This window comes from Paenibacillus sp. Marseille-P2973 (assembly GCF_018101095.1).
In the GTDB taxonomy this organism is placed as follows: Bacteria; Bacillota; Bacilli; order Paenibacillales; family Paenibacillaceae; genus Fontibacillus; species Fontibacillus vini.
This window is the reverse complement of sequence record NZ_JAGQEH010000002.1, coordinates 18,754-44,514: the sequence shown is the minus strand read 5'-3', so window position 1 is coordinate 44,514 and position 25,761 is coordinate 18,754. Positions and strand designations below refer to the sequence as shown.

At 47.5% G+C, this 25,761-nt stretch carries 27 protein-coding genes; 4 read left to right on the top strand and 23 right to left on the bottom strand.

Annotation, left to right across the window (positions count from 1 at the left end; all coding sequences use genetic code 11):
* Positions 1 to 47: 47 nt before the first annotated feature.
* Together KB559_RS03625 and KB559_RS03620 are read left to right on the top strand one after the other, a co-directional pair.
* Positions 48 to 905, top strand: a complete 858-nt coding sequence (locus KB559_RS03625; RefSeq protein WP_211020342.1) for a carbohydrate ABC transporter permease — start codon at positions 48 to 50, stop codon at positions 903 to 905.
* Between the two features lie 20 nt (positions 906 to 925).
* Positions 926 to 1,798 carry a carbohydrate ABC transporter permease gene (locus KB559_RS03620; protein ID WP_211020340.1) on the top strand — a complete coding sequence of 291 codons (873 nt, stop codon included), beginning with the start codon at positions 926 to 928 and terminating at the stop codon, positions 1,796 to 1,798.
* Positions 1,799 to 1,847: 49 nt separating this feature from the next.
* Here KB559_RS03620 and KB559_RS03615 read toward each other — a convergent pair whose 3' ends face one another.
* The 8 genes from KB559_RS03615 to KB559_RS03580 all read right to left on the bottom strand — a co-directional run bounded on the left by KB559_RS03615 (position 1,848) and on the right by KB559_RS03580 (position 8,716).
* Positions 1,848 to 2,135 (bottom strand): hypothetical protein, encoded by a 288-nt coding sequence (locus KB559_RS03615; protein WP_211020337.1) that lies wholly within the window; start codon positions 2,133 to 2,135, stop codon positions 1,848 to 1,850.
* A 152-nt stretch (positions 2,136 to 2,287) separates the two neighbouring features.
* Positions 2,288 to 4,120 (bottom strand): UbiD family decarboxylase, encoded by a 1,833-nt coding sequence (locus KB559_RS03610; RefSeq protein ID WP_211020336.1) that lies wholly within the window; start codon positions 4,118 to 4,120, stop codon positions 2,288 to 2,290.
* A gap of 205 nt (positions 4,121 to 4,325) precedes the next feature.
* Positions 4,326 to 4,736, bottom strand: a complete 411-nt coding sequence (locus KB559_RS03605) for a VOC family protein (protein WP_211020334.1) — start codon at positions 4,734 to 4,736, stop codon at positions 4,326 to 4,328.
* 196 nt (positions 4,737 to 4,932) lie between these two features.
* Positions 4,933 to 5,742 carry an SDR family NAD(P)-dependent oxidoreductase gene (locus KB559_RS03600; protein WP_211020332.1) on the bottom strand — a complete coding sequence of 270 codons (810 nt, stop codon included), beginning with the start codon at positions 5,740 to 5,742 and terminating at the stop codon, positions 4,933 to 4,935.
* A 30-nt stretch (positions 5,743 to 5,772) separates the two neighbouring features.
* Positions 5,773 to 6,225, bottom strand: coding sequence for a MarR family winged helix-turn-helix transcriptional regulator (locus KB559_RS03595; protein ID WP_211020329.1), 453 nt, complete (start codon positions 6,223 to 6,225; stop codon positions 5,773 to 5,775).
* Positions 6,226 to 6,250: 25 nt separating this feature from the next.
* Positions 6,251 to 7,006, bottom strand: coding sequence for an SDR family NAD(P)-dependent oxidoreductase (locus KB559_RS03590; protein ID WP_211020327.1), 756 nt, complete (start codon positions 7,004 to 7,006; stop codon positions 6,251 to 6,253).
* A 263-nt stretch (positions 7,007 to 7,269) separates the two neighbouring features.
* On the bottom strand, positions 7,270 to 7,992 hold the full coding sequence (locus tag KB559_RS03585) for a YebC/PmpR family DNA-binding transcriptional regulator (RefSeq protein WP_211020325.1): 723 nt from the start codon (positions 7,990 to 7,992) through the stop codon (positions 7,270 to 7,272).
* A 106-nt stretch (positions 7,993 to 8,098) separates the two neighbouring features.
* Positions 8,099 to 8,716, bottom strand: coding sequence for a DUF4241 domain-containing protein (locus tag KB559_RS03580; protein ID WP_211020322.1), 618 nt, complete (start codon positions 8,714 to 8,716; stop codon positions 8,099 to 8,101).
* Positions 8,717 to 8,854: 138 nt separating this feature from the next.
* On the opposite strand from KB559_RS03580, the gene KB559_RS03575 reads away from it, so the two are divergent.
* Positions 8,855 to 9,571 (top strand): YwiC-like family protein, encoded by a 717-nt coding sequence (locus KB559_RS03575; RefSeq protein ID WP_211020320.1) that lies wholly within the window; start codon positions 8,855 to 8,857, stop codon positions 9,569 to 9,571.
* A gap of 92 nt (positions 9,572 to 9,663) precedes the next feature.
* Here the strand turns inward: KB559_RS03575 and KB559_RS03570 are convergent, their stop codons facing one another.
* The 11 genes from KB559_RS03570 to KB559_RS03520 form a co-directional block, all read right to left on the bottom strand.
* Positions 9,664 to 10,077 carry a hemerythrin domain-containing protein gene (locus tag KB559_RS03570; RefSeq protein ID WP_211020318.1) on the bottom strand — a complete coding sequence of 138 codons (414 nt, stop codon included), beginning with the start codon at positions 10,075 to 10,077 and terminating at the stop codon, positions 9,664 to 9,666.
* A 25-nt stretch (positions 10,078 to 10,102) separates the two neighbouring features.
* Positions 10,103 to 11,122: a GTP 3',8-cyclase MoaA gene (gene moaA, locus KB559_RS03565; protein ID WP_211020940.1), complete on the bottom strand. Its 1,020-nt coding sequence runs from the start codon at positions 11,120 to 11,122 to the stop codon at positions 10,103 to 10,105.
* 76 nt (positions 11,123 to 11,198) lie between these two features.
* Positions 11,199 to 12,704, bottom strand: a complete 1,506-nt coding sequence (locus tag KB559_RS03560) for a nitrate/nitrite transporter (protein ID WP_211020316.1) — start codon at positions 12,702 to 12,704, stop codon at positions 11,199 to 11,201.
* Positions 12,705 to 12,896: 192 nt separating this feature from the next.
* Positions 12,897 to 13,412 carry a hemerythrin domain-containing protein gene (locus KB559_RS03555; protein ID WP_211020314.1) on the bottom strand — a complete coding sequence of 172 codons (516 nt, stop codon included), beginning with the start codon at positions 13,410 to 13,412 and terminating at the stop codon, positions 12,897 to 12,899.
* 21 nt (positions 13,413 to 13,433) lie between these two features.
* Positions 13,434 to 14,081 (bottom strand): response regulator, encoded by a 648-nt coding sequence (locus KB559_RS03550; protein ID WP_211020312.1) that lies wholly within the window; start codon positions 14,079 to 14,081, stop codon positions 13,434 to 13,436.
* Positions 14,082 to 14,106: 25 nt separating this feature from the next.
* Positions 14,107 to 15,192, bottom strand: coding sequence for a sensor histidine kinase (locus KB559_RS03545; RefSeq protein WP_211020310.1), 1,086 nt, complete (start codon positions 15,190 to 15,192; stop codon positions 14,107 to 14,109).
* The gene (locus KB559_RS03540; protein WP_211020309.1) at positions 15,189 to 15,653 is read right to left on the bottom strand and encodes a GAF domain-containing protein; all 465 of its coding nucleotides are present in this window, start codon (positions 15,651 to 15,653) and stop codon (positions 15,189 to 15,191) included. Before KB559_RS03540 ends, KB559_RS03545 begins: the two co-directional genes overlap by 4 nt.
* Before the next feature lie 26 nt (positions 15,654 to 15,679).
* Positions 15,680 to 16,378: a respiratory nitrate reductase subunit gamma gene (gene narI / locus KB559_RS03535; protein WP_211020308.1), complete on the bottom strand. Its 699-nt coding sequence runs from the start codon at positions 16,376 to 16,378 to the stop codon at positions 15,680 to 15,682.
* Positions 16,365 to 16,934, bottom strand: a complete 570-nt coding sequence (gene narJ, locus KB559_RS03530) for a nitrate reductase molybdenum cofactor assembly chaperone (RefSeq protein ID WP_211020307.1) — start codon at positions 16,932 to 16,934, stop codon at positions 16,365 to 16,367. The genes narI and narJ overlap by 14 nt, the downstream gene beginning before the upstream one ends.
* Positions 16,927 to 18,468, bottom strand: a complete 1,542-nt coding sequence (gene narH / locus KB559_RS03525; RefSeq protein WP_211020306.1) for a nitrate reductase subunit beta — start codon at positions 18,466 to 18,468, stop codon at positions 16,927 to 16,929. Before narH ends, narJ begins: the two co-directional genes overlap by 8 nt.
* On the bottom strand, positions 18,458 to 22,132 hold the full coding sequence (locus KB559_RS03520; RefSeq protein ID WP_211020305.1) for a nitrate reductase subunit alpha: 3,675 nt from the start codon (positions 22,130 to 22,132) through the stop codon (positions 18,458 to 18,460). Before KB559_RS03520 ends, narH begins: the two co-directional genes overlap by 11 nt.
* Positions 22,133 to 22,459: 327 nt before the next feature.
* Between KB559_RS03520 and KB559_RS03515 the strand changes: the two genes are divergently transcribed.
* Positions 22,460 to 23,122 (top strand): oxidoreductase, encoded by a 663-nt coding sequence (locus KB559_RS03515; RefSeq protein WP_211020304.1) that lies wholly within the window; start codon positions 22,460 to 22,462, stop codon positions 23,120 to 23,122.
* Between the two features lie 67 nt (positions 23,123 to 23,189).
* On the opposite strand, the gene KB559_RS03510 is transcribed toward KB559_RS03515, so the two are convergent.
* From KB559_RS03510 to KB559_RS03495, 4 genes are all read right to left on the bottom strand, one after another.
* Entirely contained in the window at positions 23,190 to 23,714 is a 525-nt protein-coding gene (locus KB559_RS03510) for a DinB family protein (protein WP_211020302.1), read from the bottom strand.
* A 32-nt stretch (positions 23,715 to 23,746) separates the two neighbouring features.
* Entirely contained in the window at positions 23,747 to 24,463 is a 717-nt protein-coding gene (locus KB559_RS03505) for a hypothetical protein (RefSeq protein ID WP_211020300.1), read from the bottom strand.
* A gap of 175 nt (positions 24,464 to 24,638) precedes the next feature.
* Positions 24,639 to 24,782, bottom strand: a complete 144-nt coding sequence (locus KB559_RS03500; RefSeq protein ID WP_211020298.1) for a hypothetical protein — start codon at positions 24,780 to 24,782, stop codon at positions 24,639 to 24,641.
* A 63-nt stretch (positions 24,783 to 24,845) separates the two neighbouring features.
* Entirely contained in the window at positions 24,846 to 25,721 is an 876-nt protein-coding gene (locus tag KB559_RS03495; protein WP_211020297.1) for an alpha/beta fold hydrolase, read from the bottom strand.
* Positions 25,722 to 25,761 lie beyond the last annotated feature (40 nt).

Here is a 25,761-nt window from a genome sequence, read left to right as displayed (position 1 = left end):
AGCCGTTTATCCGCCAAAGTCACAAATTCACAACAAAGGTGATGATTATGAAGGGTGATCGTAAGTATATCTTCATGTTTCTCCTGCCGTCCGCGGTGTTAATGGCTGTCTTTTTATATTATCCGTTCTTCAAGAGCTTGTACTTGAGCTTCTATCGTACCAAGGGCTTCTTTGACAAGAAGTTTATAGGCTGGGATAACTACAGCCGCTTATTCTCGGATAAGTTATTAGGCGCGGCGACGCTACATACGTTGGAAATCATGCTTTTTGTTATCATTTTTCAGGTCGGAATTGCCCTGGTTCTCGCCGTCCTGGTGGAAAGCATCGGCCGATTGCAGAACTTTTACCGCAGTGTATTCTTTTTCCCTGTAGTCATTTCCGGAACGGCCATCTCTCTCCTGTTCGTTCTGTTTTACAACTATAATTTTGGTCTTTTGAACGGCATACTGGCTAATTTCGGCATTGAAAAGGTACTGTGGCTGAGCGAATCAAATGCACTCGCGGCGGTATCCATCCCTACGGTATGGCATTATGTCGGCTTTTACTTCATTTTGTTCCTTACCGCGATGTCAAAAATCCCTTCCGACTATTACGAAGCCGCCAAGCTGGAAGGCATTAACGCCTTTAAGCGGACGACCATGCTCACGATTCCGCTGATCATGAGCGACATCAAGGTTGTTATCACGCTGGCCATTACGGGTACGCTTAAAGTGTTTGAATTCGTGTGGGTTATTACGAGCGGACAGAACGGCACGGAAGTGCTTGGCACTTATATGTACAAAAAAGCGATGGTTGACCAAAACTTTGGATATGGATCGACGATTGCCATTTATATGGTCGTATTCGGTGTACTTCTGGCTTTACTTGCCAATCGTTTGTTGAAAAGAGAAGAGATTACTTACTAACCTTATAGGGGTGTACAGTTATGCAGCCAACGATTTCTGCGGAACGCAATGTCCAGCGGGGTGAATTCAGGCGATTTAGAATCGGCAAGGCCTTGATCTACTTTGTATTATCGGCCTGGGCCATGACTACGATTTACCCGTTATTCTGGATCGTCAACAACTCCTTCAAGGTGTCCAGAGATGTCATGAACAACTCGTTCGGCATCGCCTGGAACGTAGACCTTGTCAATTATACGAATGCTTTTGACCGTATCAATATCGGCAAAAGCTATATCAACAGTTTGATCATGTCGGGAAGTACAGTGCTGCTGGTGTTAATTTTCGGCGGTTTGGCAGCTTACGTACTCTCCAGGTTCACCTTTGCGGGGAAAAGGGCTATCTATTCCCTTTTATACGCCACCCTGCTGATTCCTACTTTCGCAACAGTGGTTCCGGTGTACGAACTTCTGATTAAGACCACCATGGTGAATACGTACTGGGGGCTCATCTTCCCCCATACGGCAGGAAATTTGACGTTCGCCATTCTCGTTATGGCCGGTTACATGTCGACGATCCCAAAAGAGCTGGAAGAAGCGTCTTTCATAGACGGAGCTAACCGTATGCAAATGTTTATCAAGGTATTCATGCCCATTTCGAGACCTGTATTTGCATCGGCTAGTATATTTGTCTTTCTGTGGTCGTACAACGACTTATTCTCGGCATTTATCTTCGTCAACAAAGAAAATGTCCGTCCTATCGTCGCCTTGCTGAATGAAATCAGTTCACAATACGGCACGGATTTCGGCCTGATGGCCGCAGCCGTCTCCCTAACCGTCATCCCGGTGCTGATAATTTACTTATTTATATCCAAGTTTATTCAAAAAGGCTTGACCGAAGGTGCGGTCAAGGGATGAATTACAATGCAGAAGAGGGGGAATACGATTCCCCCTCTTCGATTTGTTACTATATCCATTGAACCCGGGTCAAAAGCTGATACTTCATCAGGGCCATAATAAAATCAATATAATATTCCTTACGGACTATGATTTTATGGTGCTGATCCTCGTACATGTAGAATAATGCATCTGTATATACGTCGTTCTCCGCGAATTTTTTCTGTACTTCCTTCAATCTCAAAGCTAATGGTTGTTCCCCGATAAATTTGATTTCAAATTCCACATCCGAGTCGCCCTCAGTTTCAAGGATCAATATCTCTTCCTTATCAAAATCGTATTTCAGCTGCAAGCTCATCACTCCCAACCCTCTTATTTGTCTAACTTCGTATTCAGTAAATTTTACCATAGCGGTTTATTGGCGACAAACGAAATCCCATAAACTGCGATCTATAATACTTACGATGTTAAAATTACATAAAAAAACGCCCAATGAAGGGCGTTTCGTCTCTACAACTTGATACCGCTCAGGCTGCCGCCTTTAGCAAACAGCCGGTCAATGCTTTTCTCTACACTTGGATCCGGAATCAACGGCGGAGCTTGGTGCGGTTTGGACCGGGCATCGATAATCACGCTATCGCAGCCCCAGTGCTTATCCTGATAATAGCTGTTTACACCATAGATATCATGCGACGGGTTGCTTCGCGTAAAAGTAACCCAAAGGAAGTTCCTCAGCGTCTCGCTCACGAATGAACTGTCATCACAAACAATGATCATCGGGCAGGAGTCCAGTCCGCCTTTTTCTTGAATCGCCTTACCGAAGTCTTCCATTTCCTGTTTGGATTGCATGTAGGATTCAAATTTCGGTCCTTGAACCGCAACGACTCCAGGCATAACAAGCTTCGGATTTACGAATTCGCGAATGTTTTGTAGTTCCACGGGAGTTTCACGACACAGATCCCTTCTCTTGTCGCCATAAGCTGCAAACACGACTTTACTGCCGCTGTTCAAGCCGGTACCGGAATAGTCAAGCGTGTCGATCGTAGTATGGGTTTGAAAGTGAATGTCCCGGTGCAGATCGATCCGTTCCAGGATGTAAGTCAAGAAATCAATTTCCCGATGCGTATCCAGCGGGATGTTCTCTTCGGCCGTGATAAACAAATATTTCGCCAGACTAAGTTGGCCTGTGCCGAGAATCCGATTGGCGATCGTCAACAATTCTGCAGGCCGCTTAACCTTCTGGTACGGGGTATAGCGTTCGCTTCCGATGGCGAACAAGAGCGGATGCACGCCGGCCGCATCGACCGCGTGAACCTCTTTTACGCCCGGAATTTCCTGCCGGACGGCATCACCAGTCAGCTCGTGAATGAGCTCACCGAAGGCGGTATCCTCCTGCGGAGGCCGCCCGACAACGGTAAATGGCCAAATCGCGTTCGGTCTGGCGTACACTTTGTGTACCTTCATGACCGGGAATTGGTGAACCAGGCTATAGTAGCCCAGATGATCGCCGAAAGGTCCTTCCGGTTTGGTCTCACCTGGATGGATTTCGCCCGTAATGACAAAATCCGCTTCATGGCTGATACAATAACCGTCCAAGTAACTGTAGCGGAATCTACGCCCGCTCAGCATTCCTGCGACCGTCAGTTCGCTAAGACCTTCCGGCAGCGGCATTACTGCGGACAATGTATGCGCCGGCGGGCCGCCGACGAAGCAGCTTACCTTTAACGGCTCCCCTCTCTTGTTCGCCTTATCCTGATGAATTCCAATGCCGCGGTGAATCTGGTAATGGACTCCGATTTCTTGGTCCTGATCGTACGAATTTCCGCTGAGCTGGATACGGTACATGCCCAGATTGGAGTTCATGATTCCCGGTTTGTCCGGATCCTCGGTATACACCTGCGGAAGCGTGATGAAGGCTCCTCCATCCATAGGCCAATGCTGGATCTGCGGCAGATCGGATATATGTATTTCCTGGGCTGTCACCGGACGGCGGCTGAACCCTTTCATAGGCAGCGCTTTTAAAGCCGCTAATCCGGTGCCTACGCTTTTAAACGGATTTTTAAGTGCCGATAACGGATTATTGCGTAAGGCGATAATATTTTGCGTGTTATTCCAGGTCTTCCGGAATATAAATTGGCTGCGCTCCATCGTGCCGAATAGGTTGGACACCGCGCGGAATCTGGAGCCTTTTACACGTTCGAACAATAACGCCGGACCGCCTGCCTCATACACTCTAAGGTGAATCGCAGCCATTTCAAGATAAGGGTCCACCTCTTCTTGAATCCGGACGAGGTGGCCATGTTTTTCCAGATCGAGTACACATTCTTCCATATTGCGATACATACGGGATTAGCTCCATTCTATTGACATTATGCTATATAAGCAGAACTAGTAAAAATATGATTTAAGTACAACATTATTAGCATAATCCAGATTCCTGTACGTATCAACCAAACTTATAGTGAATTTAATTCAGCAACTCTTTCGATGGGTTTAAAGATGTCCAAGTAAAAAAACCACCGCCCCAGGGCGATGGTCTGTACTATCATTACTCAATCGTGGCGGGATCCATGTAAAACACTTCCCACAGATGTCCATCAGGGTCCTGGAAGCTCCAGCCGTACATAAAGCCGTGATCCACCGGATCATTATACTTCGTTCCCCCGGCCGCCAAAGCTCGGTTTACGATTTCGTCTACCTGCTCCCTGCTCTCTGCGGATAAGGCAAGAATCACTTCGGCATGTCTGGAAGTATCACTAATTTCCTTGTTTATAAAAGTCTTGAAATGCTGTTCAGTCAGCAGCATAGCATAGATATGCTCGCTGATCACGAGACAAGCCCCATCTTCGTTACTAAATTGAGGGTTAAATTGAAATCCGATCTCGTTAAAAAACTTTTTCGTTGTTTCTAAGTTTTTCACTGGCAAATTGACAAAGATCTGGTTCAGTTGAACTGCCATCGGAATACCACCTTATCTTGGAATGGGATAGATAGAGCCAGTATGACTGTTCATGATGTTTTAATCTTTGTCCGCGACGAGTCATAGAGAACAAAGGTTCGTAAATATCCTATCACACAATGCAATATTTTGGAATTAAAATTTTGAAATATTAACCAACAAAAAAAAGCCGCATTTCTGCGGCTTCCATTCAAGTTTACTTAGACTGGGCTTGAGCCATATAAGCATTGAAATCGGCAATGCTCGGATTCGCCATATAATGGCCGCCTTCCACCTGGAAGGTTTGCCCCGTAATAAATTTGGATTCATCCGACGCCAGGAACAAAACGGTATAGCCGATATCGTCCGGCTCTCCATGATAAGGAAGGGCGTTGAACTTTTCGAAAATATCGAGCACGGCCGGAGGCATGTTGTTTTTGGCTGCAGGCGTCAACACGAGCCCTGGTGCCACTCCGTTGCAGCGGATCCGGTCTTTGCCATACTGCGCAGCAATATAGCGGGTCAAGTTGACAACGGCCGCTTTGGAGGCGCCGTAGGCGGAGCGCAAAGCGTCTCCTGCAAATGCCGCCATGGAAGCGGTATTGATAATAGAACCGCCGCCCGCCTTAATCATATGAGGAATGGCGAACCGGCTTCCGAGCAGAACACTTTTGGTATTCACGTTCATCAAACGGTCCCATTCATCCAGGTCGATATTTACGACATCAAGATCTTTTTGTAAGTTCGTAACCCCAACATTGTTGTAAAGCACGTTTAGCAATCCGTATCGGTTAACCGTAAATTCAACGGCGTCCCGGATCGATTCTTCTTTGGAAGCATCCAGAAAAATGCCGGTCGCTTCGCCTCCTGCTTTTTGGATCTCGGCAGCCGCTTCCTCCGCTCCCGCCGTATTAAAGTCCGCGATGACGACTTTGGCTCCTTCTTTGGCCAACAGCGTTGCCGCCGATAAGCCGATGCCTGAAGCCCCTCCCGTAATTAATGCTACCTTGCCCTGTACTCGTCCCATACCTAATAGTCATCCTTTCTGCTACGTTTTCTATTCCAGATTTTCTTCTTGCGTCTGTAAGCGCTGCAGGTTATCCAGCAACTTCTCGTGAATCGCCAAATACTGCCGCACCTCTTCATCAGTAAGCACTTGAAACAGCTCAGAGCGCAGCTCCTGCCCTCTTCGGTGTGCTTCCTCAAACATTTCCCGGCCAGGTTCGGTAATCGTCAGAAAGACGCTTCTCCGGTCGCTCTCGTTATACTGGCGCTCCGCGAGCCCTAGCCTAATGAGCCGGTTGGCGATGTTCGTCATCGCCCCCGGAGTATAGCCTAACTTTTTCGCCAAAATCGTATGCTTTTGCGCGCCGTTAGCCTTCAACTCACCTAGCACAATGATTGGGGAAATCCCTATATTATGAGGAAATGATTTCATCCACCGGATGATTGCTTCGTTCGTAAACAGCTCTCCAATGTGAATCAACTTAAAAAGATCGGCTTGCTCCAAGATCGTCCTCCCATCTCATTACCGATTATCTGAGTTTGGTCGCTCCGCCATCCACCATGATGGTTTGACCGGTAATATACGCCGAATCCTCGCTAGCAAGGAATACTGCAACCCGTCCAATATCCCCTTCCAGTTCGCCCAAACGTCTGAGCGGAATACGATTCAGCATCGCTTGATATTCTTCGGGATGCTCTGCGCCCCACTGCTGAATGCCAGGCGAATTAGCAATCGGAGAAATGATATTAACGTTAATGCCGAACTCGCCAAATTCATTGGCCGCCACCCGGGTAATCCCCCGGATCGCCTCTTTGGCCGCCGCATAGCTGCCCTGGTTGACATCCCCGTTAATGCCCGCGCCGGAAGCAAAGTTGATGATGTTGCCTTTGGTTTCTTTCAAATAAGGCAATGCTGCCTGCATCAAATATAGTGTCGGGTAGAACCCGGTATTAAAGGAAAGATCCAGATGCTCCTGTGTCATCTCGGCAATTGAGACCATTCTAGAAGCGTGCGCATTATTGACCAGAATATCGAGCTTGCCAAGGCGGTCTACAACCTGTTGCACAATACCGGCCAGTTTATCGCGTTCCGCCAAGTTAGCCGGAATAAACATGGAATCAGGAGCATATTGCTGAAGCTCCTTCAATGTCTGCTGGCCCACTTCTTCATTTAAATCCGCGATTGCAACCGTGGCGCCCTCTTTGACGAACGCCATCGCCATTCCTTTTCCGATTCCGGAAGCCCCCCCGGTAATTAAGGCTACTTTGTTTGTGAGTTTTGTCATTGTGCACATCTCCTTCGGATCTATTATAATCCTATATATTTTAATATTAAAGTATTTAAAATTAAAACAATTAGGTGTATACTATTGCATAACAAGACTCTTCCGGGATCAGATCCTAAGAACAGTCTTTTTCATTTTGTTAGGTTTTATGCCTACACCTTCCACCACTTATCTATTCCTGTCCACTATTCCTCAAGACAAACAAAAAAGCCGCATTTCTGCGGCTCCCACGTTAAATAAATCACTCAATAGTATTTATATTATTATTCTTCTTCAAACTCCACATTATGATACACTTGCTGCACATCCTCCAGGTCCTCGAGCGCATCGATCAGCTTCTCGAACTGCGGCACGGAATCCTCCGGAAGTGCGATGTAGTTCTGGGCAAGCATCGTCAATTCGGCAACGGTAAACTCCGTGATCCCCGCTTGTTTGAAAGCTTCCTGAACCTCATGGAATTGATCCGGCTCGGCGTAGACGATGATGTTCTCTTCTTCTTCCACGATATCGCGGACTTCAACATCCGATTCCATCATGAGCTCGAACACTTCATCCAGCGTTTTGTTCGCCACGCCGATAACTGCCGTCGCATCGAACATGTACGCCACAGAACCGCTCACGCCCATATTGCCGCCATTCTTGTTGAATGCGGAGCGCACAGCCGATGCGGTACGGTTGACGTTGTTCGTCAAAGTATCGACAATAACCATGGAACCGTTCGGTCCGAAGCCTTCATAACGAAGCTCTTCATAAGTTTCTTCCGCGCTGCCCTTAGCCTTGTCCAAAGCACGGTCGATAATCGCTTTTGGCACATTATAGGTCTTGGCACGCTCAAGCACGACTTTCAAAGCACGGTTGGACTCGGGATCCGGCTCGCCTTTTTTGGCCGCTACATAAATTTCCACGCCGAATTTAGCATAGATCCGGCTAGTATTCGCATCTTTCGAAGCTTTCTTTTCTTTAATATTGTTCCATTTACGACCCATGGTGTACCTGCTTTCTTTATAAAATTTACGTTATCTATTATAGCACCATATCGCCCGATGAAAAAACTACTGAACCCGGGAAAATATGTAGTTTCCAAGATTACACTTAAAGAACCGGGAAGAGGCCAAAGTCGGTAACCAGCGATACCACCTCTCCTTCCGCGCTGAATCCCCAATAAGATGCGTAATATCCGTCTCCAAACCCGGAACGAAACATCACGACATTCAATCCTTCCTCGGCATTCAAGACGAGGTCACCCCAGTTATCGTCATTCTCCTCCAGTATAAATTCCACTTTGTTATCGTAAAAGCTGATAAACTGATCGCCCAACTCACGGGCCAATCGTTCCTCCAATTCTTCCATTTGGGCAATAGCTTTCGCATCGGCAAAGCATCCCAGCCCTGTATCTACCGGATATCCGAATATGTATCCATCCTCCAAATCGCCAATGTCCTGACCCGGACGGGTTGCCATCTCCCAGCGAACAGGCCGCGTCTCCGACAGTCTTAATTCAACGGCAGCAATGGCTTGCTCTTCTTGAAGCCACCAGGCCACAACGGGGTATACACCCGGTGAAATAGTTCTGGAAAAAGACTCCGTATGCGGAACCAAAGGATCGCACGCTATAAGTTCACCCGTTACCACGGTCAGATGCGCAAGTGTTTCAGGTTTAATCACGTCCTTTTGTTCCATTGACATGATGTGGTCTAGCAGCTTGGACATGCAGTAGCCCTCCTATTTATCTCTATTTGTTAATTATAAACAAATCCTTTTGGAGTGACCACCATCACTAGGGTTAGCTTATCTGACAAGGTAAAATTATAGATGTATGTTCAATGTGCGAAAGTGAGGATTTTCCCGATGAAAAAAGGCTATATTCCCAACCAGCACGGGGCATGGGCTATGCTTCTGATTCCTTTCCTGTTCGGCATGTTTGCGGCCAAACCGAATGGGGTGCATGCGTTATTGTTTCTTGGCTGGCTGCTTGTGTACTTGTTCTCATTCCCGTTCCTGCAATGGATCCGGACCCAGAAATGGCAGGTATACGGCAAGCCCTTGCTGCTTTACGGAGGACTGCTGATCCCGGTTGCGGTAAGTTTGCTTCTGGCCCGGCCGGTGCTATGGAAATGGATCCCCTGGTTCATTCCGCTCTTCATCGTAAACTGCTACTATGCGAAGAAGAAGCGCGAGCGTGCTTTTCTAAACGATCTCGCGGCCGTCATCCAGTTCAGTCTCATCGTGTTTGTCGCTTATCATGTCGGCGGTGGCGACAACTGGACACTGGCCACTGAATTGTTTGGACTTAGCATCCTATATTTTACCGGCACTATTTTTTATGTAAAAACTATTATCCGCGAAAAAAACAACGTAGCCTTTTACCGGTTCTCTATCGGTTATCATGTTGTCTCCATAGCTATTGCACTCATCCTATTTCCTCCGGGAATCTTAATTCCGCTATTCTTGCTGCTCCTTAGAGCGATATGGTTTCCGCGGACTAAAATTACCGTCAAGAGAAGCGGTATGCTCGAAATCGCCTTTTCCTTAATTATGGCCATCACGGCCTTGTCCGTCTTCTAATCTACAGATCTACGCAACAAAAAAGGTTCCTATCCAGCATCTTAGATGCAAGGTAGGAACCTTTTAAGTTAGTGCAAGTTATTATATCGGACTTAAAACAGTAAACGCTCCTCATCCCGGCTATGAATCTCATTCACCACGATCAGCGACTGGAGCTTATGCAGCACTTCCGGGCTTAGTCCCTCCGATTGCCGCAGCTGATGAATATCCGCAACGATAATTCGGAGCAAGTCATGATCTCGGGTCAGTTTTGTAATCGTCTCCTGCATGTAGGCATTTCCCTTAACAATCTCCCGGTAAAACCCTTCCTCTTCCGCATCGGCATGACCGATAATTCGATTCTCCCAATATTGGAGCAGGTCATCCGCAAGTGCATTTGCAAGCTCGGTATCGCCATTCTCCAGACATTCAAGAACTTGATCCGTTTTCGATACCGCACCCGCCATTCCTCCGTTATGAATAGCCTTATGGGCATGTAATTGCCGTAGCGAAGGTCCGACTGCCATCCTGATCTTCCTTTCGTTATCGGGTTTAACCGCCTATATAGGACATCCCGATTTTATTGCGATGCTTCGCGGTGTATTCCGTCCGCTCATCCGAATACCGATCGGTTCGGCGCTCCCACACGTTTCTGATCGCATCCGTAATCTCTTCATTGGTTGCCCCGCTGCGCAGCAGCGCCCGCAGATCAAAGCCTTCGGTTGCAAAAAGACAAGTGAACAGCTTTCCTTCCGAGGACAATCTGGCCCGGGTACAGCTGGAGCAGAATGATTCGGACACTGAGGTGATGAAGCCCAGCTTGGCCGTGCTGTCATCATACCGGTAGTATTTAGCCACTTCTCCGAAATAAGCTTGATCAACCGGCTTTAACTCGTACATTTCGCCAAGCTTTTGTAACATCTCTTTTTTCGTTACGACCTTGTCATAGCTCCAACCGTTGTCATTGCCCACGTCCATGAATTCGATCATACGGAGCGTGATATTCCGGTCTTTAAAATATTCGGCCATAGGAATGATCTCTTGATCATTCATCCCTTTTTGCACGACCATATTCACTTTCACTTCAAAACCGAGGCGAGCCGCATAATCAATATTCTCAAGGATTCTGGCAGGCTCGATTCCCCTTCCGTTCATCGTTCCAAACAGCTTGGGATCAAGTGCATCCAGGCTAATATTCAGCCGTCTTAAACCCGCATCGAACAGTTCTTTCCCGTACCGGTGCAGCAGTAAGCCGTTCGTCGTCAACGCCAAGTCCTCGACCCCGTCGATCGAGGCGATCTTCTTGACAAGCTCCCGGAGATCACTGCGCAATAACGGTTCTCCGCCCGTCAGCCTGATTTTTTTCACACCCAACGAGACGAAGATTTCAACCATCCGGCTGATCTCCTCGTAAGATAACAGCTCATTCTTGGGCAGAAACGCGTAATCATCCCCGAAAATCTCCTTCGGCATACAATAGGTACACCGGAAGTTGCAACGGTCCGTAACCGAGATCCGCAAATCGCGCAGAGGTCTTTGAAGTTGGTCAAGTAACTTGGTCTTCGACGTCATCATGATATATAGTTCCTTTCGCTAGCGTGATCCCTTACTTTTCCCCTATCCGTTCGAAACTGACTTATCCTATCTATTAACCACTTTTTCTCCGGTTGTCCGTCAATTCCGAAAATGCTCCTACATAACGGACGTCCTCACCGGTCTCGTCTTTTACTGCGCTAATGTTCAGCCATTGCAGATAGAGCTCTCCATTTTTGCGGCGGTTCCAAATTTCGCCCTGCCACATGCCATTTTCTTTGATGCTCTTCCACATGATTTTATAAAAATCGGCCGACTGTTTATTCGCTCTCAAAATGTTCGGCTTTTGTCCAATCGCTTCTTCTTCCGAGAAACCGGTCAAAGCCGTAAAGGCAGGATTGATCGCCGTAATCGTTCCTTTTTGATCCGTAACCAGAATCCCTTGTCCAGTGCAGTTGAACACTTCCGCGGAAATGCTCAGTTTATCTTGATACACCATCCAGATGACGAGGATCAAGCTCGCCAGCGCCACTTGGGAAAGCAGCATGAACCCGATCGAGTATTGTCCAGTCATGGAGTGAATCAGCGAGAGCATGAGCGGAGGGAAAAATCCGCCAAGCCCACCCATCATCGAGACAATCCCGTTGACAATCCCGGCCTGTTTATTAAAATATTGCGGAACCAGTTTAAAAATGACGCCATTGCCGATACCGGCACTGACAGCAATCGCCAAGCATCCTACAGTATAAAGCGCGATTGTCGGTGAAAAGGCCAATACGATTGCCGCGACGGTAAACAGAGAGAACACGCCGACAAGCAAGAATAAAGAATTAAAACGGTCGGCGAGCCATCCGCCAACAGGACGCAAGAATGTAGCAAGTGCGATAAATCCTGCAGTTCTAATGCCTGCGTCAACTTTAGTGAGTTCAAAGTTCGTAACGAGGAAGTTAGGCAAATACACTGTAAACGCCACGAACGAACCGAATGTTATAAAATACAGCAGCGAGAATAGCCACAATTTTTCATTTTTATATACGCCTTTGATTTGATCGATCATGGAGGTTTTTACTTTAGGTTCTTTCCGGTCACCCCACAAGAAGTTCAATGCGGCAAATACGATCAGGAGAATGAGATAGAATTTAATCGTGGTCTCCCAACCGAAATGATTGGCAATCAGGGGAGCGGAAAAAGTGGTTACCGCAGTCCCTATATTTCCCAAGCCATAAATCCCGTTGACCAAACCATGACGTTCCTTCGGGTAATATTTAGGCAAAGAGGTAACACCTACCGAGAAGATAGCTCCGCCGATCCCCAAGAACAATCCGCCGATAATCAAATCTACGGATGAATTAGCTTCACTAATATAATATACAGGAAACAACAGCAGAATAAAGCTAATTAAAAATACCAGACGAGCGCCGATGATGTTGGCGAGATAGCCGAGCGGGATACGCAGCACGGAACCTAGTACGACCGGGATCGCCGTGATGATGGCCGTTTGGCTGGCGGGAATGCGAATATCCTCGCTCATGAAAGGCAGCAGAGATGAAATAATGACCCACACTGCGAATCCTGTAATAAGATTCAAGGTTTGTAATGGTAACTGCATTTTTTTAATCAAGCGACATCACCTTTTCTTTTCCATATTAATGAATGACACAATTCTAGATTCCCCACCCGTATTGTATCGCAGACATTCCCCCTAACCGCATAGGGAACTCCCCTAATCGGATTCCTGAAATCCCTATGGTCACAAAAAAGCCCCAAATCATCACTGATGATCCGGGGCTTATTAAATCATATAAATCTGCGATTACACGATCAATGTGTGCATTTCCTCAAACAGCCGTTCCTGCTCTTCTTTCTTCACAACCCTCGCTGTCATGGGGAACAGGACCGATTCTTCCTTCACAAAGTGTACGGTCAGGATTTCAAAAGCTTCCCCTGCATCCCGTGTAATTTGCTTCATTTGGGCCAGCGAAAATTCACCGTCGGAATGGTGAAGAAAGTGATCAATGTAGGCGACAATTTCTTCGTGTTCGTTCTCGATAGACATAATAGGGCCTTGCTCATAACCGATATGGCGTCCTAAGAGAGGAAAGAAATAAGTCTCTTCTTTCTTTGTGTGCTGTGCCAACGGCTCTTTAAAATCGGTCAGGAGCTGGCGCAGCCTGGCAAATTCCGGCCCGGCCTGTTCCTCGGTATACCGGTCATTTTGGATGTTCAGCACGATCGAATGCCACTCATTCATTAAATGAGACAAATAGTGATGCTCATTTTCAAGAATGCGCATGGCAGGGACCGAGTTCATCAGCTTATCGTTCTCCATGTTTGCTGTAACCCTCTTCCGCTAAAAATCAAGCAGCTTTTTTTTGAGTGCATATTCAACGAGCTCAGGTCTCGTCTTCAGATTCAATTTATCCATCAGTTTGGCTTTATGGGCTTCGACGGTTTTCACGGAAATATGCAGCATCTCCGCGATTTCCTTGTTCCCGTATCCTTTGGCGACCAGCGGCAAAATTTCAATTTCGCGCGTCGACAGAAGCTGGTAAGGATTGCTCTCGTCCACCCGCTGATCCTTGTTGATAAATTCCCGAACAAGCGAGGTCGCGATTTGGGGATGAATATAAATCCCGCCTTGGTGAACCATACGGATGGCGGAAACCAGCTGTTCGTCGGGTGAATTTTTCAAGACATACCCACGCGCCCCGTTTTTAAGTACATGAAATAAATACTCTTCGTCATCATACATCGTAAGGATCAGAATTTTCGTTTCCGGGAAATCCTCGTTAATTTTAGCGGTAGCGATGAGTCCGCTTTCTCCGGGAGGCATGCTTAAATCCATCAGAAGGATGTCCGGCCTATGCTTTGAAACCATCTTATAAGCTTCTATCCCATCCGCGGCAGTGGCTACGACTTCCATATCATCTTGGAAGTTAATAATCATGGCGAAGCCGCTTCTCACCACCGCATGATCATCTGCGATCACGATTTTCACTTGTTATCCTCCCCATCTATCGGATTCATTCAGACGCTTGCCATTTACGATTCGAGGACGCAGTCCCGGTCGGAATTTGCAAATGCACGGTCGTGCCCTTGCCGATTTCAGAGGTAATCGTCAGCTCTCCGTTCACCAGTTCGGCACGCTCTTTCATTCCGTACAGGCCAAGCCCCGTTCCCTTAGGATCCCGCATATTGACATTAAAACCTTCACCCTGGTCCATCACTAGCATTTCCAGCATCTGCTCCGATTCGAATAACCGCACCGAAACTTCGTCAACATCCGCATATTTCAACGCGTTCAATAAGGATTCCTGGCATATCCGATAAACTACGGTTTCAATTTCGCTGTTAAAGCGAACCCCATTTAATTCCGCCGTAAAGTGGACGATTACCCCGTAATTTTTCTGGACCCATTTAAAATGAGACCGGAATGCGGCCTCCAAGCCCAAATCATCAAGGGACGCCGGGCGAAGCTCCACGGACAGATTGCGTATCTGATCAAGCAGCCGGGTTAATGAAGCCTCGGTTTGCTGAATCTTCTGAAGCGCATCGTCCTGGACATTCAAATACTTAAGCACGCGCAGATCCACGAGCGAACTGAGAATCTCCTGGGCGACGCTGTCATGCAGCTCGCGGGAAATACGTTTTCGCTCGTCTTCCTGCGCTTTGATAATGCTCTTCATCATGGTGTTCCGGTTTAAACTTTCCTGGGTCAGCAACTGATTCGTTAAGTCGCGAAGCATGAGCACCCGGATGCCCGATTCCACTTCAATCTCTTGAAAGTTAGCGGAATATGGAATAACTCCCCGATCCTTCGTCTCCAGGAATACCTGAAAAGAAGAGAAGTCTTTCGTTGAATTGGACAAATAGCAATTCAGACAAGACATCAGCTCATCATCGCTAGTATAGCCCCGGCAAGTAAAACAGAAGGAGTTGGACTCGCCGGAGCCGATTTGTGTCAGCATGCCCGGGTCGATGATGCTTAAAGCCGCCTCGTTCATTGCAATCACGTTATTGTTTTCATCAAAAAAGAGGATCGCATCCGAGCTTTTCTCGTACATTTTCAGCAAAAGCTCGGTCGTGACCTTGGCAGATGGCTGGATCATCGGAATGTCGACTCCTTTATCCGAAAATCTCCGAATTGTCCCTTCAGGGAATCGTACAATTGCCGGAAATTATTCTTCGTCACGGTCTTGCCTTCCCGGAATCCGGCCAGCAACACGCCCTCGACCCGATCCAGTTGATACAAAGGAATGGCTGCAAGACTGTTCAAACGTTCTGAAATAATGATGGGATAGTCGTTGAACAGATCTTGAGGACTCAACTCTTCCTTCACATTGGATACCAGCATAGGTTTGCCCGTTTTAAAAACAAGCCCTGCGATCCCTTTGCCCGACTGGAGCACAATCCGCTTATACCGGTTGTTCAGGTTGCCGGAAGCAAACTGCCACGTAATGACGAATCCATCGCTGGCAGATTGTGCAAAAGCGAGCGAAACGAAGTCATAGCCCAGTTGTTCTCTCAATTGATCTATTTTCATCTGGTATTGATTGGAAGATTGACTCATTTTAATGTCTCCCTAACTTGAACTCCTTAATGCCGTGCTGATTGTCCGCGATTCTTTCTATAAAGAATATAGCTTCTCCGGGCATAATTCAAGGGGACACTCCATACATGAACCAAGCGCGTAAACGGCCAAAAGGCAAAAATAAGAAATCCTGTAATAATGTGAATTTTAAAACTTAGCGGAACATCAACCATCAAAGCAGCTTCAGGTTTGAACAGGAACAGGTTTCTGAACCAGATAGAAATCGTGTCACGGTAATCGAAATCCGGTTGAACATTGTTAGTAACAAAGGTGGAATATACCCCCATAAACACAATGAACAACAATAATGCATTCACGATCAGATCGGATGTCGAGCTTAATTTACGGATGGTCCGCTTCGTAATTCGACGCGAAGTAAGGATCAGCATTCCCGCAAACGTGATCACCCCGAACAGTCCTCCGCCGTACATCGCGCCAAGGTGGTACAAATGCTCGTTGACCCCGATGGCGTTCATCCATTCCTTCGGAATCCCTAAACCGGCGACATGACCCATAATAACGGGAATAATGCCGATATGAAACAGCAGGCTGCCTAACATCAACTGCTTCTTCTCAATAAATTCGCTGGATTTGGCGGTCCAGTTAAATTGATCGTAACGATATCTGAAGATGTGTCCCACGATAAATACGGCAACGCATAAATAAGGGAAAATAACCCAGGCAAATTGATCAATCATGTTCATGAATTTCAACCTCCTTCCGGAGACATAGTTTGAACGTTTCTCTTAATGCTTTTACCAAGTAAAAGTACGGGCTGTTATACTTCTCTAAAGATTTCATCAGACCATAGCTTCCGTCTTCCACAATGTTCACCAAAGTATTAATGCTCGCTTCGGCATGTTCGTTGTCCGGCCATTCCGCCGCATATAGAAACTCGCACATCAAGGGCAAATAATCTGGCAATTCCGTATCCGAAATATTCAATCCGAACATTTCATAGATCGCCTTCAGAGCAGTTAGCATGTTGCCCCGCTCTTTGCTGTCCTCGTATTTGGCGAATGTCATATACAAGGTCGACGCTTTCTGGAAATCGAAGGTTTGCACATACAATTCCTCGATTTCATCCATACTGAGCTTCTGCATTTCTTCCCGGTAAGTGTCGATCAGAGAATCAATGGAAGGGGCTAGTGCCCCATCCATTGTCATTTCCGAAAAAGCTTGTTTATCGGGATAGGCCAATTGCCGTGCAAAAAAGCCGAAGGCTTCCTTGTATTCGGTAAGCTTTACCAGATCAATCACGCCAGATCCCTCCATAAAAGTTTTCTTCGTACTGCTCTCTACCGCTCTTGGCGCTTGGCTTCGGTGAAGCCGGTCCGCAACCATCGCAGTCCATGCCGAAGCCTTCCATGCCTTGGGCACGGTACGGGTCCATATATCCTTCTTTATGCGAAGTCGGGATTACGAAGCGATCCTCGTATTTGGCTATGGCGAGCAAACGGTACATCTCTTCAATTTGATGCGCAGTTAAGCCGACTCTTTCCAAACGGCTATCATCAAATGGCTTCTTCGAGAATTGAGCCCGCTGATACTGACGCATCATCGCCATACGTTGCAGAGCTTCCTTGACCGTCTTGGTGTCGCCTGCAGTCAGCATGTTGGCCAAGTATTGGATCGGTGTTCTCATTTCCTCAATAGCCGGGAAGATCATGTCCGGATTCTGGATGGAATCCTTGCCTTCAAAATGGCTCATGATCGGGCTAAGCGGCGGTACGTACCATACCATAGGCAGTGTCCGGTATTCCGGGTGAAGCGGGAAAGCCAATTTATACTCAATCGCGAGTTTGTATACCGGCGAATTTTGAGCAGCTTCGATCCATTCTTCGGAAAGGCCGTCTTTGCGCGCTTGTTCGATGACCGCCGGATCGTTCGGATCCAGGAAGAGATCGCATTGTGCCTTGTACAGATCTTTCTCGTCCGGCGTGGAAGCCGCATCGAGAACCTTATCGGCATCATAGAGCAGCACGCCCAGGTAACGGATTCTGCCTGTGCAAGTCTCGGAGCAAACTGTTGGCAATCCAGCTTCAATTCTTGGGAAGCAGAATGTACATTTTTCGGCTTTGTTTGTTTTCCAGTTAAAATAAACTTTCTTGTAAGGGCAGCCGGTCATGCAGTACCGCCATCCGCGGCAAGCTTCCTGGTCGACGAGGACGATTCCGTCCTCATCCCGTTTGTACATGGCGCCCGACGGACAAGAAGCAACGCAGCTCGGGTTGAGGCAGTGCTCGCACAGACGCGGCAGGTACATCATAAAGGATTGCTCAAAGTTGAATTTGATCTCTTCTTCGATCTTCTCGATGTTCGGATCCTTGGGACCGGTAATATGTCCGCCGGCCAGATCGTCTTCCCAGTTTGGACCCCAGTCGAGATCCATCGTCTCGCCGCTGACGACCGATTTAGGTCGCGCGACGGGCTGATGTTTCTTCTCGCCGGAGTTGGTCAGCTTCTCATAGTCATATGTCCAAGGCTCATAGTAATCCTTCATTTCCGGCATATCCGGGTTGTAGAAAATTTTACCGAGCGCGATTTTGGACAGCTTGGTCCCTGCCTTCAGCTCCAATTTCCCTTTGCGGAGCGTCCATCCGCCTTTGTACTGCTCCTGGTCCTCCCAGCGCTTCGGATAGCCGATCCCCGGCTTGGTTTCTACGTTGTTGAACCACATATATTCGGCGCCTTCGCGGTTGGTCCAGGTGCTCTTGCAGGTCACGCTGCAAGTATGGCAGCCGATGCATTTATCCAGGTTCATCACCATGGCGATTTGTGCTTTAATCTTCAAGCCAGTCGACCTCCTTCATTTTGCGGACGGCTACGTATACGTCTCTCTGGTTGCCAATCGGGCCGTAATAGTTAAATCCGTAACTCAACTGGGCATAACCGCCGACCATTTGCGTCGGTTTCAAATGGATTCTCGTCGGAGCATTGTGGCTGCCCCCGCGTTCTTTCGTAATTTCCGAGCCCGGAACATTGATGTGTTTATCCTGAGCATGGTACATGAACATGGTTCCTTTTGGCATTTTGTGGCTGACTACGGCTCTTGCGGTTACGACGCCATTTCGGTTATATACTTCGACCCAATCGTTATCATTGATTTGATACGGTTCCGCATCCTCCGGACTCATCCAGACGGTCGGGCCTCCCCGGAACAAGGTGAGCATGTGCAGATTATCCTGGTACGTGCTGTGAATGTTCCATTTGCCGTGCGGCGTCAGGTAACGAAGCACCAAGGTGTCTTTGCCTCCGGTAATCTGCTTGTCGCGCGGACCGAATACCATTGGCGGCAACGTCGGTTTATACACCGGCAGGGCCTCGCCGTATTGCATAAAGATTTCATGATCCAGATAGAAATGCTGGCGACCCGTCAAGGTTCTGAACGGTACCAGCCGCTCGATATTCGTCGTGAACGGTGAATATCTGCGTCCCGATTTATTAGAGCCGCTGAATACCGGCGTAGGGATTACTTCGCGCGGCTGGGCCGTAATGCTTGCGAATGTAATCCGTTCAGCGGCACGATCGGCCGAAATGTCTTTTAACGCCACGCCCGTATCTTGTTCGGCGGCTTCCCATGCCCGCTGCGACACTTTCCCGTTCGTCGCCGAGGAAATATGCAGTACCGCATTGGCCGCTTGCTTCGCGGTGTGAAGCTTCGGACGTCCGTTTTTGATCGATTCGTCGAAATACGTGCCGTTGATCTTTTTCAACTCTTCGTATTCTTCATGAACCGGGAACGAGACGCCGTGCGCACCGACTTTTCCGGTTTCCAGATTCGGGCCGAGCGTTACGTATTTATTGTAAATTTGACTATAATCCCGCTCCACGATGGAGAAGTTCGGCATCGTTTTACCGAGGACCGGCTCCACTTCGCCCTTCTTCCAGTCCTTGACCTGGCCGAACGGTTGCGAAATTTCTGCGATAGAGTCATGGCCCAGCGGTGAAGACACAATGTCCTTGTACACGCCCGGCAAATGATCCTTCGCCATTTCCGAGAAGGTTTGCGCCAGCGTCCGGTAGATATCCCAGTCCGATCTGGATTCCCAAAGCGGATCGATCGCCGGGTTAAATGGATGGACGAATGGATGCATATCCGTGGAGGACAGATCCACCTTTTCATACCAGGTTGCTGCCGGCAGTACGATATCGGCGTACATTGGGGTAGCCGTCATCCGGAAATCGAGAGCGACTAACAGATCCAGCTTCCCTTCCACGTCATCGCGCCAAACCAGTTCCTCCGGCTTCTCTTCCTCATTCGGCGTCGACAACAGTCCGTTATGAGTTCCAAGCAAATGCTTCATGAAGAATTCTTGGCCTTTGGCCGAACTCGAAATCAGATTTGAGCGCCAAACGAACAAGGAACGCGGGAAGTTCTCAGGTGCATCCGGGTCTTCTACCGCAAATTTCGTTTCGCCGGATACGACTTGCTCATAGGCATGCTGAATGATTTCGGCATTGGTCGTTTGACCTTTGGCCGCCGCTTCTTCCGCAAATGCCAAGCTGCTCTTGTTGAACTGCGGGTATGATGGCAACCAGCCAAGCCGCGCCGCAAGTACGTTGTAATCCGCCGGATGGCTATATTTGATCTCACCGCCTGTAGGCGATTTGAGCGATTCATTGTTCATTTCTTCGTATTTCCATTGATCCGTCGCAAAATAGAAGAACGAGGTCGCATTTTGCTGACGCGGCGCACCTTGCCAGTCTTTAGCGAACGCAATCGAGGACCAGCCTTCGATCGGACGGCATTTTTCCTGGCCTACGTAGTGAGCCCAACCGCCGCCATTCACACCTTGCGATGCCGTCAATACCACCAGGTTCAAGATGGAACGGTAGATGGTATCGCTGTTGAACCAGTGATTGATCCCCGCGCCCATGATGATCATCGAACGTCCGCCGGTATCCAGCGAGTTTTGGGCAAATTCGCGGGCGATTTGCACGACCAGCGAAGCCTTGACACCCGTTACTTTTTCCTGCCAAGCTGGCGTGTAATGGGAATCTGCATCGTCGTACCCCTTCGCTTCCAAACCGCTGTCGATCCGCTTCACACCGTATTGGCTGAGCATCAAATCGAATACGGTAGCTGCGAGACGGGTACTTCCGTCAGCCAGGGTGATCGTCTTCACCGGGATTGACCGGTTGAACGTTCCGTTTCCGTTGGCGTCAAAATAAGGGAACACGATCTCTGTCCATTCCGCACCGTGATGTTCCACGGAGAGAGCCGGCTTGATCGGGGTTCCATCCTCCCGTTCAAGGATCAGGTTCCATTTCGTGTCTTTCTCCCAGCGTTGGCCCATCGTTCCGTTAGGGACGATCACTTCTCCAGCCGCTTCATCATAGATAACCGGCTTCCATTCTGCGTGCTCAGAGGTATTTCCCAGATCGCTCGCTCGCAGGAATCGGCCTGCCTTGTATTTGCCTTCATGCGGTTCCAGCATAATGAGGAAAGGCATATCGGTATACTGCTTGGCATAGTCGATAAACATCGACTCCTGGCGCTGCATGTAGAACTCATCCAGAATGACATGCGTCATCGCTTGAGCGATCGCCGCATCGGTTCCCGGGTGAGGTGCAAGCCAGTTGTCCGCAAACTTCACGTTCTCGGCATGGTCGGGAGCAACGGATACGACCTTCGTTCCCTTGTACCGGACCTCTGTCATGAAGTGCGCGTCCGGTGTCCGGGTCAACGGAACATTGGAGCCCCACATGATCAGATAGCCCGAGTTGTACCAGTCGGACGATTCCGGAACATCGGTTTGCTCGCCCCAGATTTGCGGGGAAGCCGGTGGCAAATCCGCATACCAGTCGTAGAAACTAAGCATTTCGCCGCCCAGCAAGGAGATGAAGCGTGCTCCCGAAGCGTAGCTGATCATCGACATAGCCGGGATCGGTGTAAATCCGGCAATACGGTCCGGTCCATATTTTCTAATGGTATAGATCAGTTGCGCCGAGATTAACTTGGATGCTACTTCCCAAGTCACCCGGACATGGCCGCCTTTACCGCGAGCTTGTTTATACGACTTAGAGGCTTCAGGATCCTCGACAATGCTTGCCCAAGCATCGACCGGGTTATCATGTCTAGCCAAGGCATCTTTCCACAGCCGCAACAGACGGCCGCGCATATAAGGGTATTTCACCCGAAGCGGACTGTATTCATACCAGGAGAACGACGCTCCTCTCGGGCAACCGCGAGGTTCGAATTCCGGCATATCCGGTCCGCAGGACGGATAATCGATTTGTTGATTCTCCCAAGTGATAATTCCGTTTTTAACGAACACTTTCCAGCTGCAAGATCCGGTGCAGTTCACGCCGTGCGTCGTGCGCACCACTTTATCGTGGGACCATCGGCCGCGGTACATGTTCTCCCATTCCCGGCTTTTTTCTTCAAGAATCGACCAGTTTCCCGAATAACTCTCAATAGGTTTAAAAAACTTTAGACCTGATCTCTTTTTCATGCGAAGTGATCACTCCTTCTTCCTAGAATGAATTCATTAGAGGGGAATCCAATTGCCTTCATTCTTCTACTTACAGTATGAAAGTGTTCTTCCTTACTTCCCATAAGGGAATTCCCTCATGATCCCCTTAAAATCCCTGTTCACAAAAAAGCCCAAAAAATGTCGACCATTTTCCGGGCTTGAATCTACTATTATTTGTAATTAGTTTAAATTTTAACTAATAGGACGGTCTTTCCATTCGAATTGGCGGCGGCGGACACATAGACATCCTGTGTATTTCAGACTGTGATATACTTGAATAAATATGATGTAGGGGCGGCATATACAATGAATGTGGAGAATCGCAGCGCACTTATCGTAGGTGCAACTGGACTAGTGGGAAACGAGCTTTTGCAGCTTTTATTGGAGTCCGACGAATATGAGAAAGTAAAGGTGTTGGTTCGTACGCCAATATCCATCGACCATCCCAAGCTTACACAATGTCTGGTGAATTTTGATGAATTGAACAATTATGAGGATGAGTTTGCGGTAAATGATGTGTTCTGCTGCTTGGGGACAACGATAAAAAAGGCCGGTTCGCAAGAGGCTTTTAGGAAAGTTGACTTTGAGTATCCCCTTCAGGCGGCCAAATTGTCCGCGAAGCAAGGAGCTCAGCAATTTCTAATTGTGTCTGCTATCGGAGCAGATCCCCAGTCCTCTATTTTTTATAGTCGGGTCAAGGGAGAAATTGAAGCGGCCTTGAGCCAATTACAGCTCCCCTCTTTACATATTTTCCGGCCATCTCTGATTCTTGGCAAAAGAAATGAATTCCGCTTTGGAGAGAAGGTTTCGGCTGTGTTGAGTCCGGTATTCTCACCTCTTTTTATCGGAAAGTTAAACAAATACAAACCTATCCAAGCACGGAAAATTGCAGAAGCAATGTACCGGACTGCGATCCGTAGCCGGAAAGGCGAGCATATCTACAAATGGGAGCAGATGACATCTTTATAACTTCTTTAATGTTGTCTCCCCCATTTGCATATTAACGTTTCAGAGCGACCTTTAATTCTATCGACTATTATTTAAATCTCTTTTTAATCAATCTGATTTGCCCTCTATGGTTAATTTCATCTTCAAAGACGTGAAACCACATGAAATAGTAATTTGTCGGCTTGTCATGCCAGAAGGGTTCTTCTTTGCTTAGCCAATCGTCACCTACGGTCTTGAATAATTCCAGGGTTCTGGCTCGAACCGTATTCATTTGTTGTAAGTAGTAGTTTAAGTCATTCCCTTTGATCTGCTCCCGACCTGCGTCACCCAAACTTAAAGCCGGCCCCCATACACTTAACTCTTCTTCCGTTAGATCCCTTCCTTCAAAGGTTTCAGCTTGATAGGCATATTCAACAGCCGCAAAGTGCAACAGTAATGAACCGATCGAGTTGCTCTCCGCATCCATCAAATAATCCAGTTGAGCTACGGTTAAATCCTTGGTCGCTGCAAGGGTTGTGTGTCTCGCATAATTCATCATAGATATCAACCGACTTATTTGTGGTGAATACCCGGGTATATCGGTAATCAGATAGATTTGATCCATATTCATCATTTCGTACGCCTCCAGTTTTTAGTTTGAATTATTTACGTCCATATGATCGGATTTCCCGTCGTGAGGGAAGCCTCGAACAGTTCTCTTAATACTTCAACCGAGGGAAGATCGGAGCTCATAAGCTCCCTGATACCGACCTGCAAAGAGGTGGGATAATAGAGCAGGTCCACTCCCCAGGTCTTTGTGCTGAAGGGATGTGACGCTTCATGAATGTATCCCGTAACGTAATCTTGAAACCTCACCAACAGGTGCGCACGGCCTTCCTCTTGCGAATCGATCACTTCCTGGGAGAACGCCATTGAACGAAATAACTCACGGCTATTCCGGTCTAAGATATAGAAACCTCTCTCATTCAACCGGTAAGTATACTCGCTGCCTGCGGCGTAGAACCAATTGTCATCACCAGGCAGAGCCTTTACATATTCCTTCTGCGATTGGGATTCCACAAGAAAAACCCCTTGAAGTACGTTGATCTTTGATTCCAAAGTATTCAATTCCTCTAGAGCCTTACCCGCCTGAACGGCATCCACAGGTTTATTCCATATCGAGTTTAACAGTGGGTAATCTTCGCGTCCCAATCTCTGCATAACACCAAACAAGAAGTTGCTCCCGGCAATATTGGCCACTCTGTTATGATAATACTTGAAATTCTCATGCTCACAGGCATGCTTCCGCCAGTTCACAAACAAGTAATAAGTTTCGTCATCTACTGTAGGCGATACATCGATCCCCTCATCCGTCCATTCCACTAAGCTAATGTCAAAAGGGGGCGGTTTTGCTTTTCCCTCCTTCAGGCAATTACATTCCACATAAGCATCGAGCCCCATATGTATACAAATCCTTCAAGAATCTTTTTGTAAATGTGTATTAAGATGATTGTGATTTTTTACTCTTACATAACTATACATCTTTCCGCTGATCTCATTAGCAATAAGTACACCAAAACACTTCTTCCACGTCTTGGTCGAATTCCTCCACTTTTATGAAATTCAGTACCAAATCCGTTTCATTCGAGTTTGTGCCTACGTTGGTGTCTCCAAACCCCATGCAAAATTTTGTATTCTCCAATTCAGCCGCTCCTTTTCAAATTTCAACCTTCGGCTTCACTGAATCTAATTTACACAAAAGCCACTAGTTTAGATGATGAATGATCTCCCGGTTTATTAACTCCGCTTGCTCGTGATTGATCGCGTGACCTGCTTCTTTAATAATTTTATAATTCAGTTGGTATTGGTTCAGCCTTTGGATGGCCTTCGGATAATTGCTTAATATATCTTGATCTCCTATTAAAAACAAGGCTTTCTTCCGGATCAAATTCATTTGCTCGCCGTCAAAGATCGTTATCCCGTGCTGCATCATTGATTTGTTATTAAAATATTTGAGCAGATAATACCAATGCTTCATTAACTCTTCGTTATTTTCAAAAACGGTATAATGTGGTCCGCTCAGTTTCCTTAACAATCGCTTACAATTTGCTTCCGACGGAAACAGCGCTTCCGGCATGAACGCCATCATCATCTTACTCATGACTTCAAACTGACTCCCTGGAATTCTCCCCGCCATGCACACCACTTTTTGCACGTTATCGGGTCTCATTATGGCATAGTGATAAGCCAAATAAGCTCCATAGGAAACGCCGGCTATATGGACTAATTTCAGGGCTAAAGCCTTTAACAATTCATCGATCCAAGCTGTCTGATCAAATTTACGATAGTACAGCTCGTTAGGCTCACTTTTGCCCGATCCTCCGACCGCATCTACAGCAATGACGTAATAGTTTTCCGCAAGCTCGCGAATATTATAAACCCACATCATAGCCGAATTATCCGCCGTCCCATGAAATAGCACTAACGCAGGATTATTTGGTGAACCGGCCGTGATGACATGGGTGCTTCCATAGACAGTTTGGATATCTCTTTGTTCATAATCAACGCCCCAGGTCAGCAGCAGCCTGTCATAGCTTGTAAAGATCAGTTCTTCACCTTGCCTAGACTTGTACCTTTTCATGATTTTCATTCCTTTCAACTAATTCCTTACTATATACAAA

Coding starts and splice junctions, on each gene's coding strand:
- KB559_RS03495 (WP_211020297.1), bottom strand. CDS start 25,721: ATGAAAAGGTACAAGTCTAGGCAAGGTGAAGAACTGATCTTTACAAGC.
- KB559_RS03620 (WP_211020340.1), top strand. CDS start 926: ATGCAGCCAACGATTTCTGCGGAACGCAATGTCCAGCGGGGTGAATTC.
- KB559_RS03575 (WP_211020320.1), top strand. CDS start 8,855: ATGAAAAAAGGCTATATTCCCAACCAGCACGGGGCATGGGCTATGCTT.
- KB559_RS03585 (WP_211020325.1), bottom strand. CDS start 7,992: ATGGGTCGTAAATGGAACAATATTAAAGAAAAGAAAGCTTCGAAAGAT.
- KB559_RS03590 (WP_211020327.1), bottom strand. CDS start 7,006: ATGACAAAACTCACAAACAAAGTAGCCTTAATTACCGGGGGGGCTTCC.
- KB559_RS03625 (WP_211020342.1), top strand. CDS start 48: ATGAAGGGTGATCGTAAGTATATCTTCATGTTTCTCCTGCCGTCCGCG.
- KB559_RS03510 (WP_211020302.1), bottom strand. CDS start 23,714: ATGATGAATATGGATCAAATCTATCTGATTACCGATATACCCGGGTAT.
- KB559_RS03600 (WP_211020332.1), bottom strand. CDS start 5,742: ATGGGACGAGTACAGGGCAAGGTAGCATTAATTACGGGAGGGGCTTCA.
- KB559_RS03615 (WP_211020337.1), bottom strand. CDS start 2,135: ATGAGCTTGCAGCTGAAATACGATTTTGATAAGGAAGAGATATTGATC.
- KB559_RS03580 (WP_211020322.1), bottom strand. CDS start 8,716: ATGTCCAAGCTGCTAGACCACATCATGTCAATGGAACAAAAGGACGTG.
- moaA (WP_211020940.1), bottom strand. CDS start 11,122: ATGACGTCGAAGACCAAGTTACTTGACCAACTTCAAAGACCTCTGCGC.
- KB559_RS03540 (WP_211020309.1), bottom strand. CDS start 15,653: ATGAGTCAATCTTCCAATCAATACCAGATGAAAATAGATCAATTGAGA.
- KB559_RS03520 (WP_211020305.1), bottom strand. CDS start 22,132: ATGAAAAAGAGATCAGGTCTAAAGTTTTTTAAACCTATTGAGAGTTAT.
- KB559_RS03570 (WP_211020318.1), bottom strand. CDS start 10,077: ATGGCAGTCGGACCTTCGCTACGGCAATTACATGCCCATAAGGCTATT.
- KB559_RS03545 (WP_211020310.1), bottom strand. CDS start 15,192: ATGATCCAGCCATCTGCCAAGGTCACGACCGAGCTTTTGCTGAAAATG.
- KB559_RS03610 (WP_211020336.1), bottom strand. CDS start 4,120: ATGTATCGCAATATGGAAGAATGTGTACTCGATCTGGAAAAACATGGC.
- KB559_RS03515 (WP_211020304.1), top strand. CDS start 22,460: ATGAATGTGGAGAATCGCAGCGCACTTATCGTAGGTGCAACTGGACTA.
- KB559_RS03555 (WP_211020314.1), bottom strand. CDS start 13,412: ATGGAGAACGATAAGCTGATGAACTCGGTCCCTGCCATGCGCATTCTT.
- KB559_RS03605 (WP_211020334.1), bottom strand. CDS start 4,736: ATGGCAGTTCAACTGAACCAGATCTTTGTCAATTTGCCAGTGAAAAAC.
- narI (WP_211020308.1), bottom strand. CDS start 16,378: ATGAACATGATTGATCAATTTGCCTGGGTTATTTTCCCTTATTTATGC.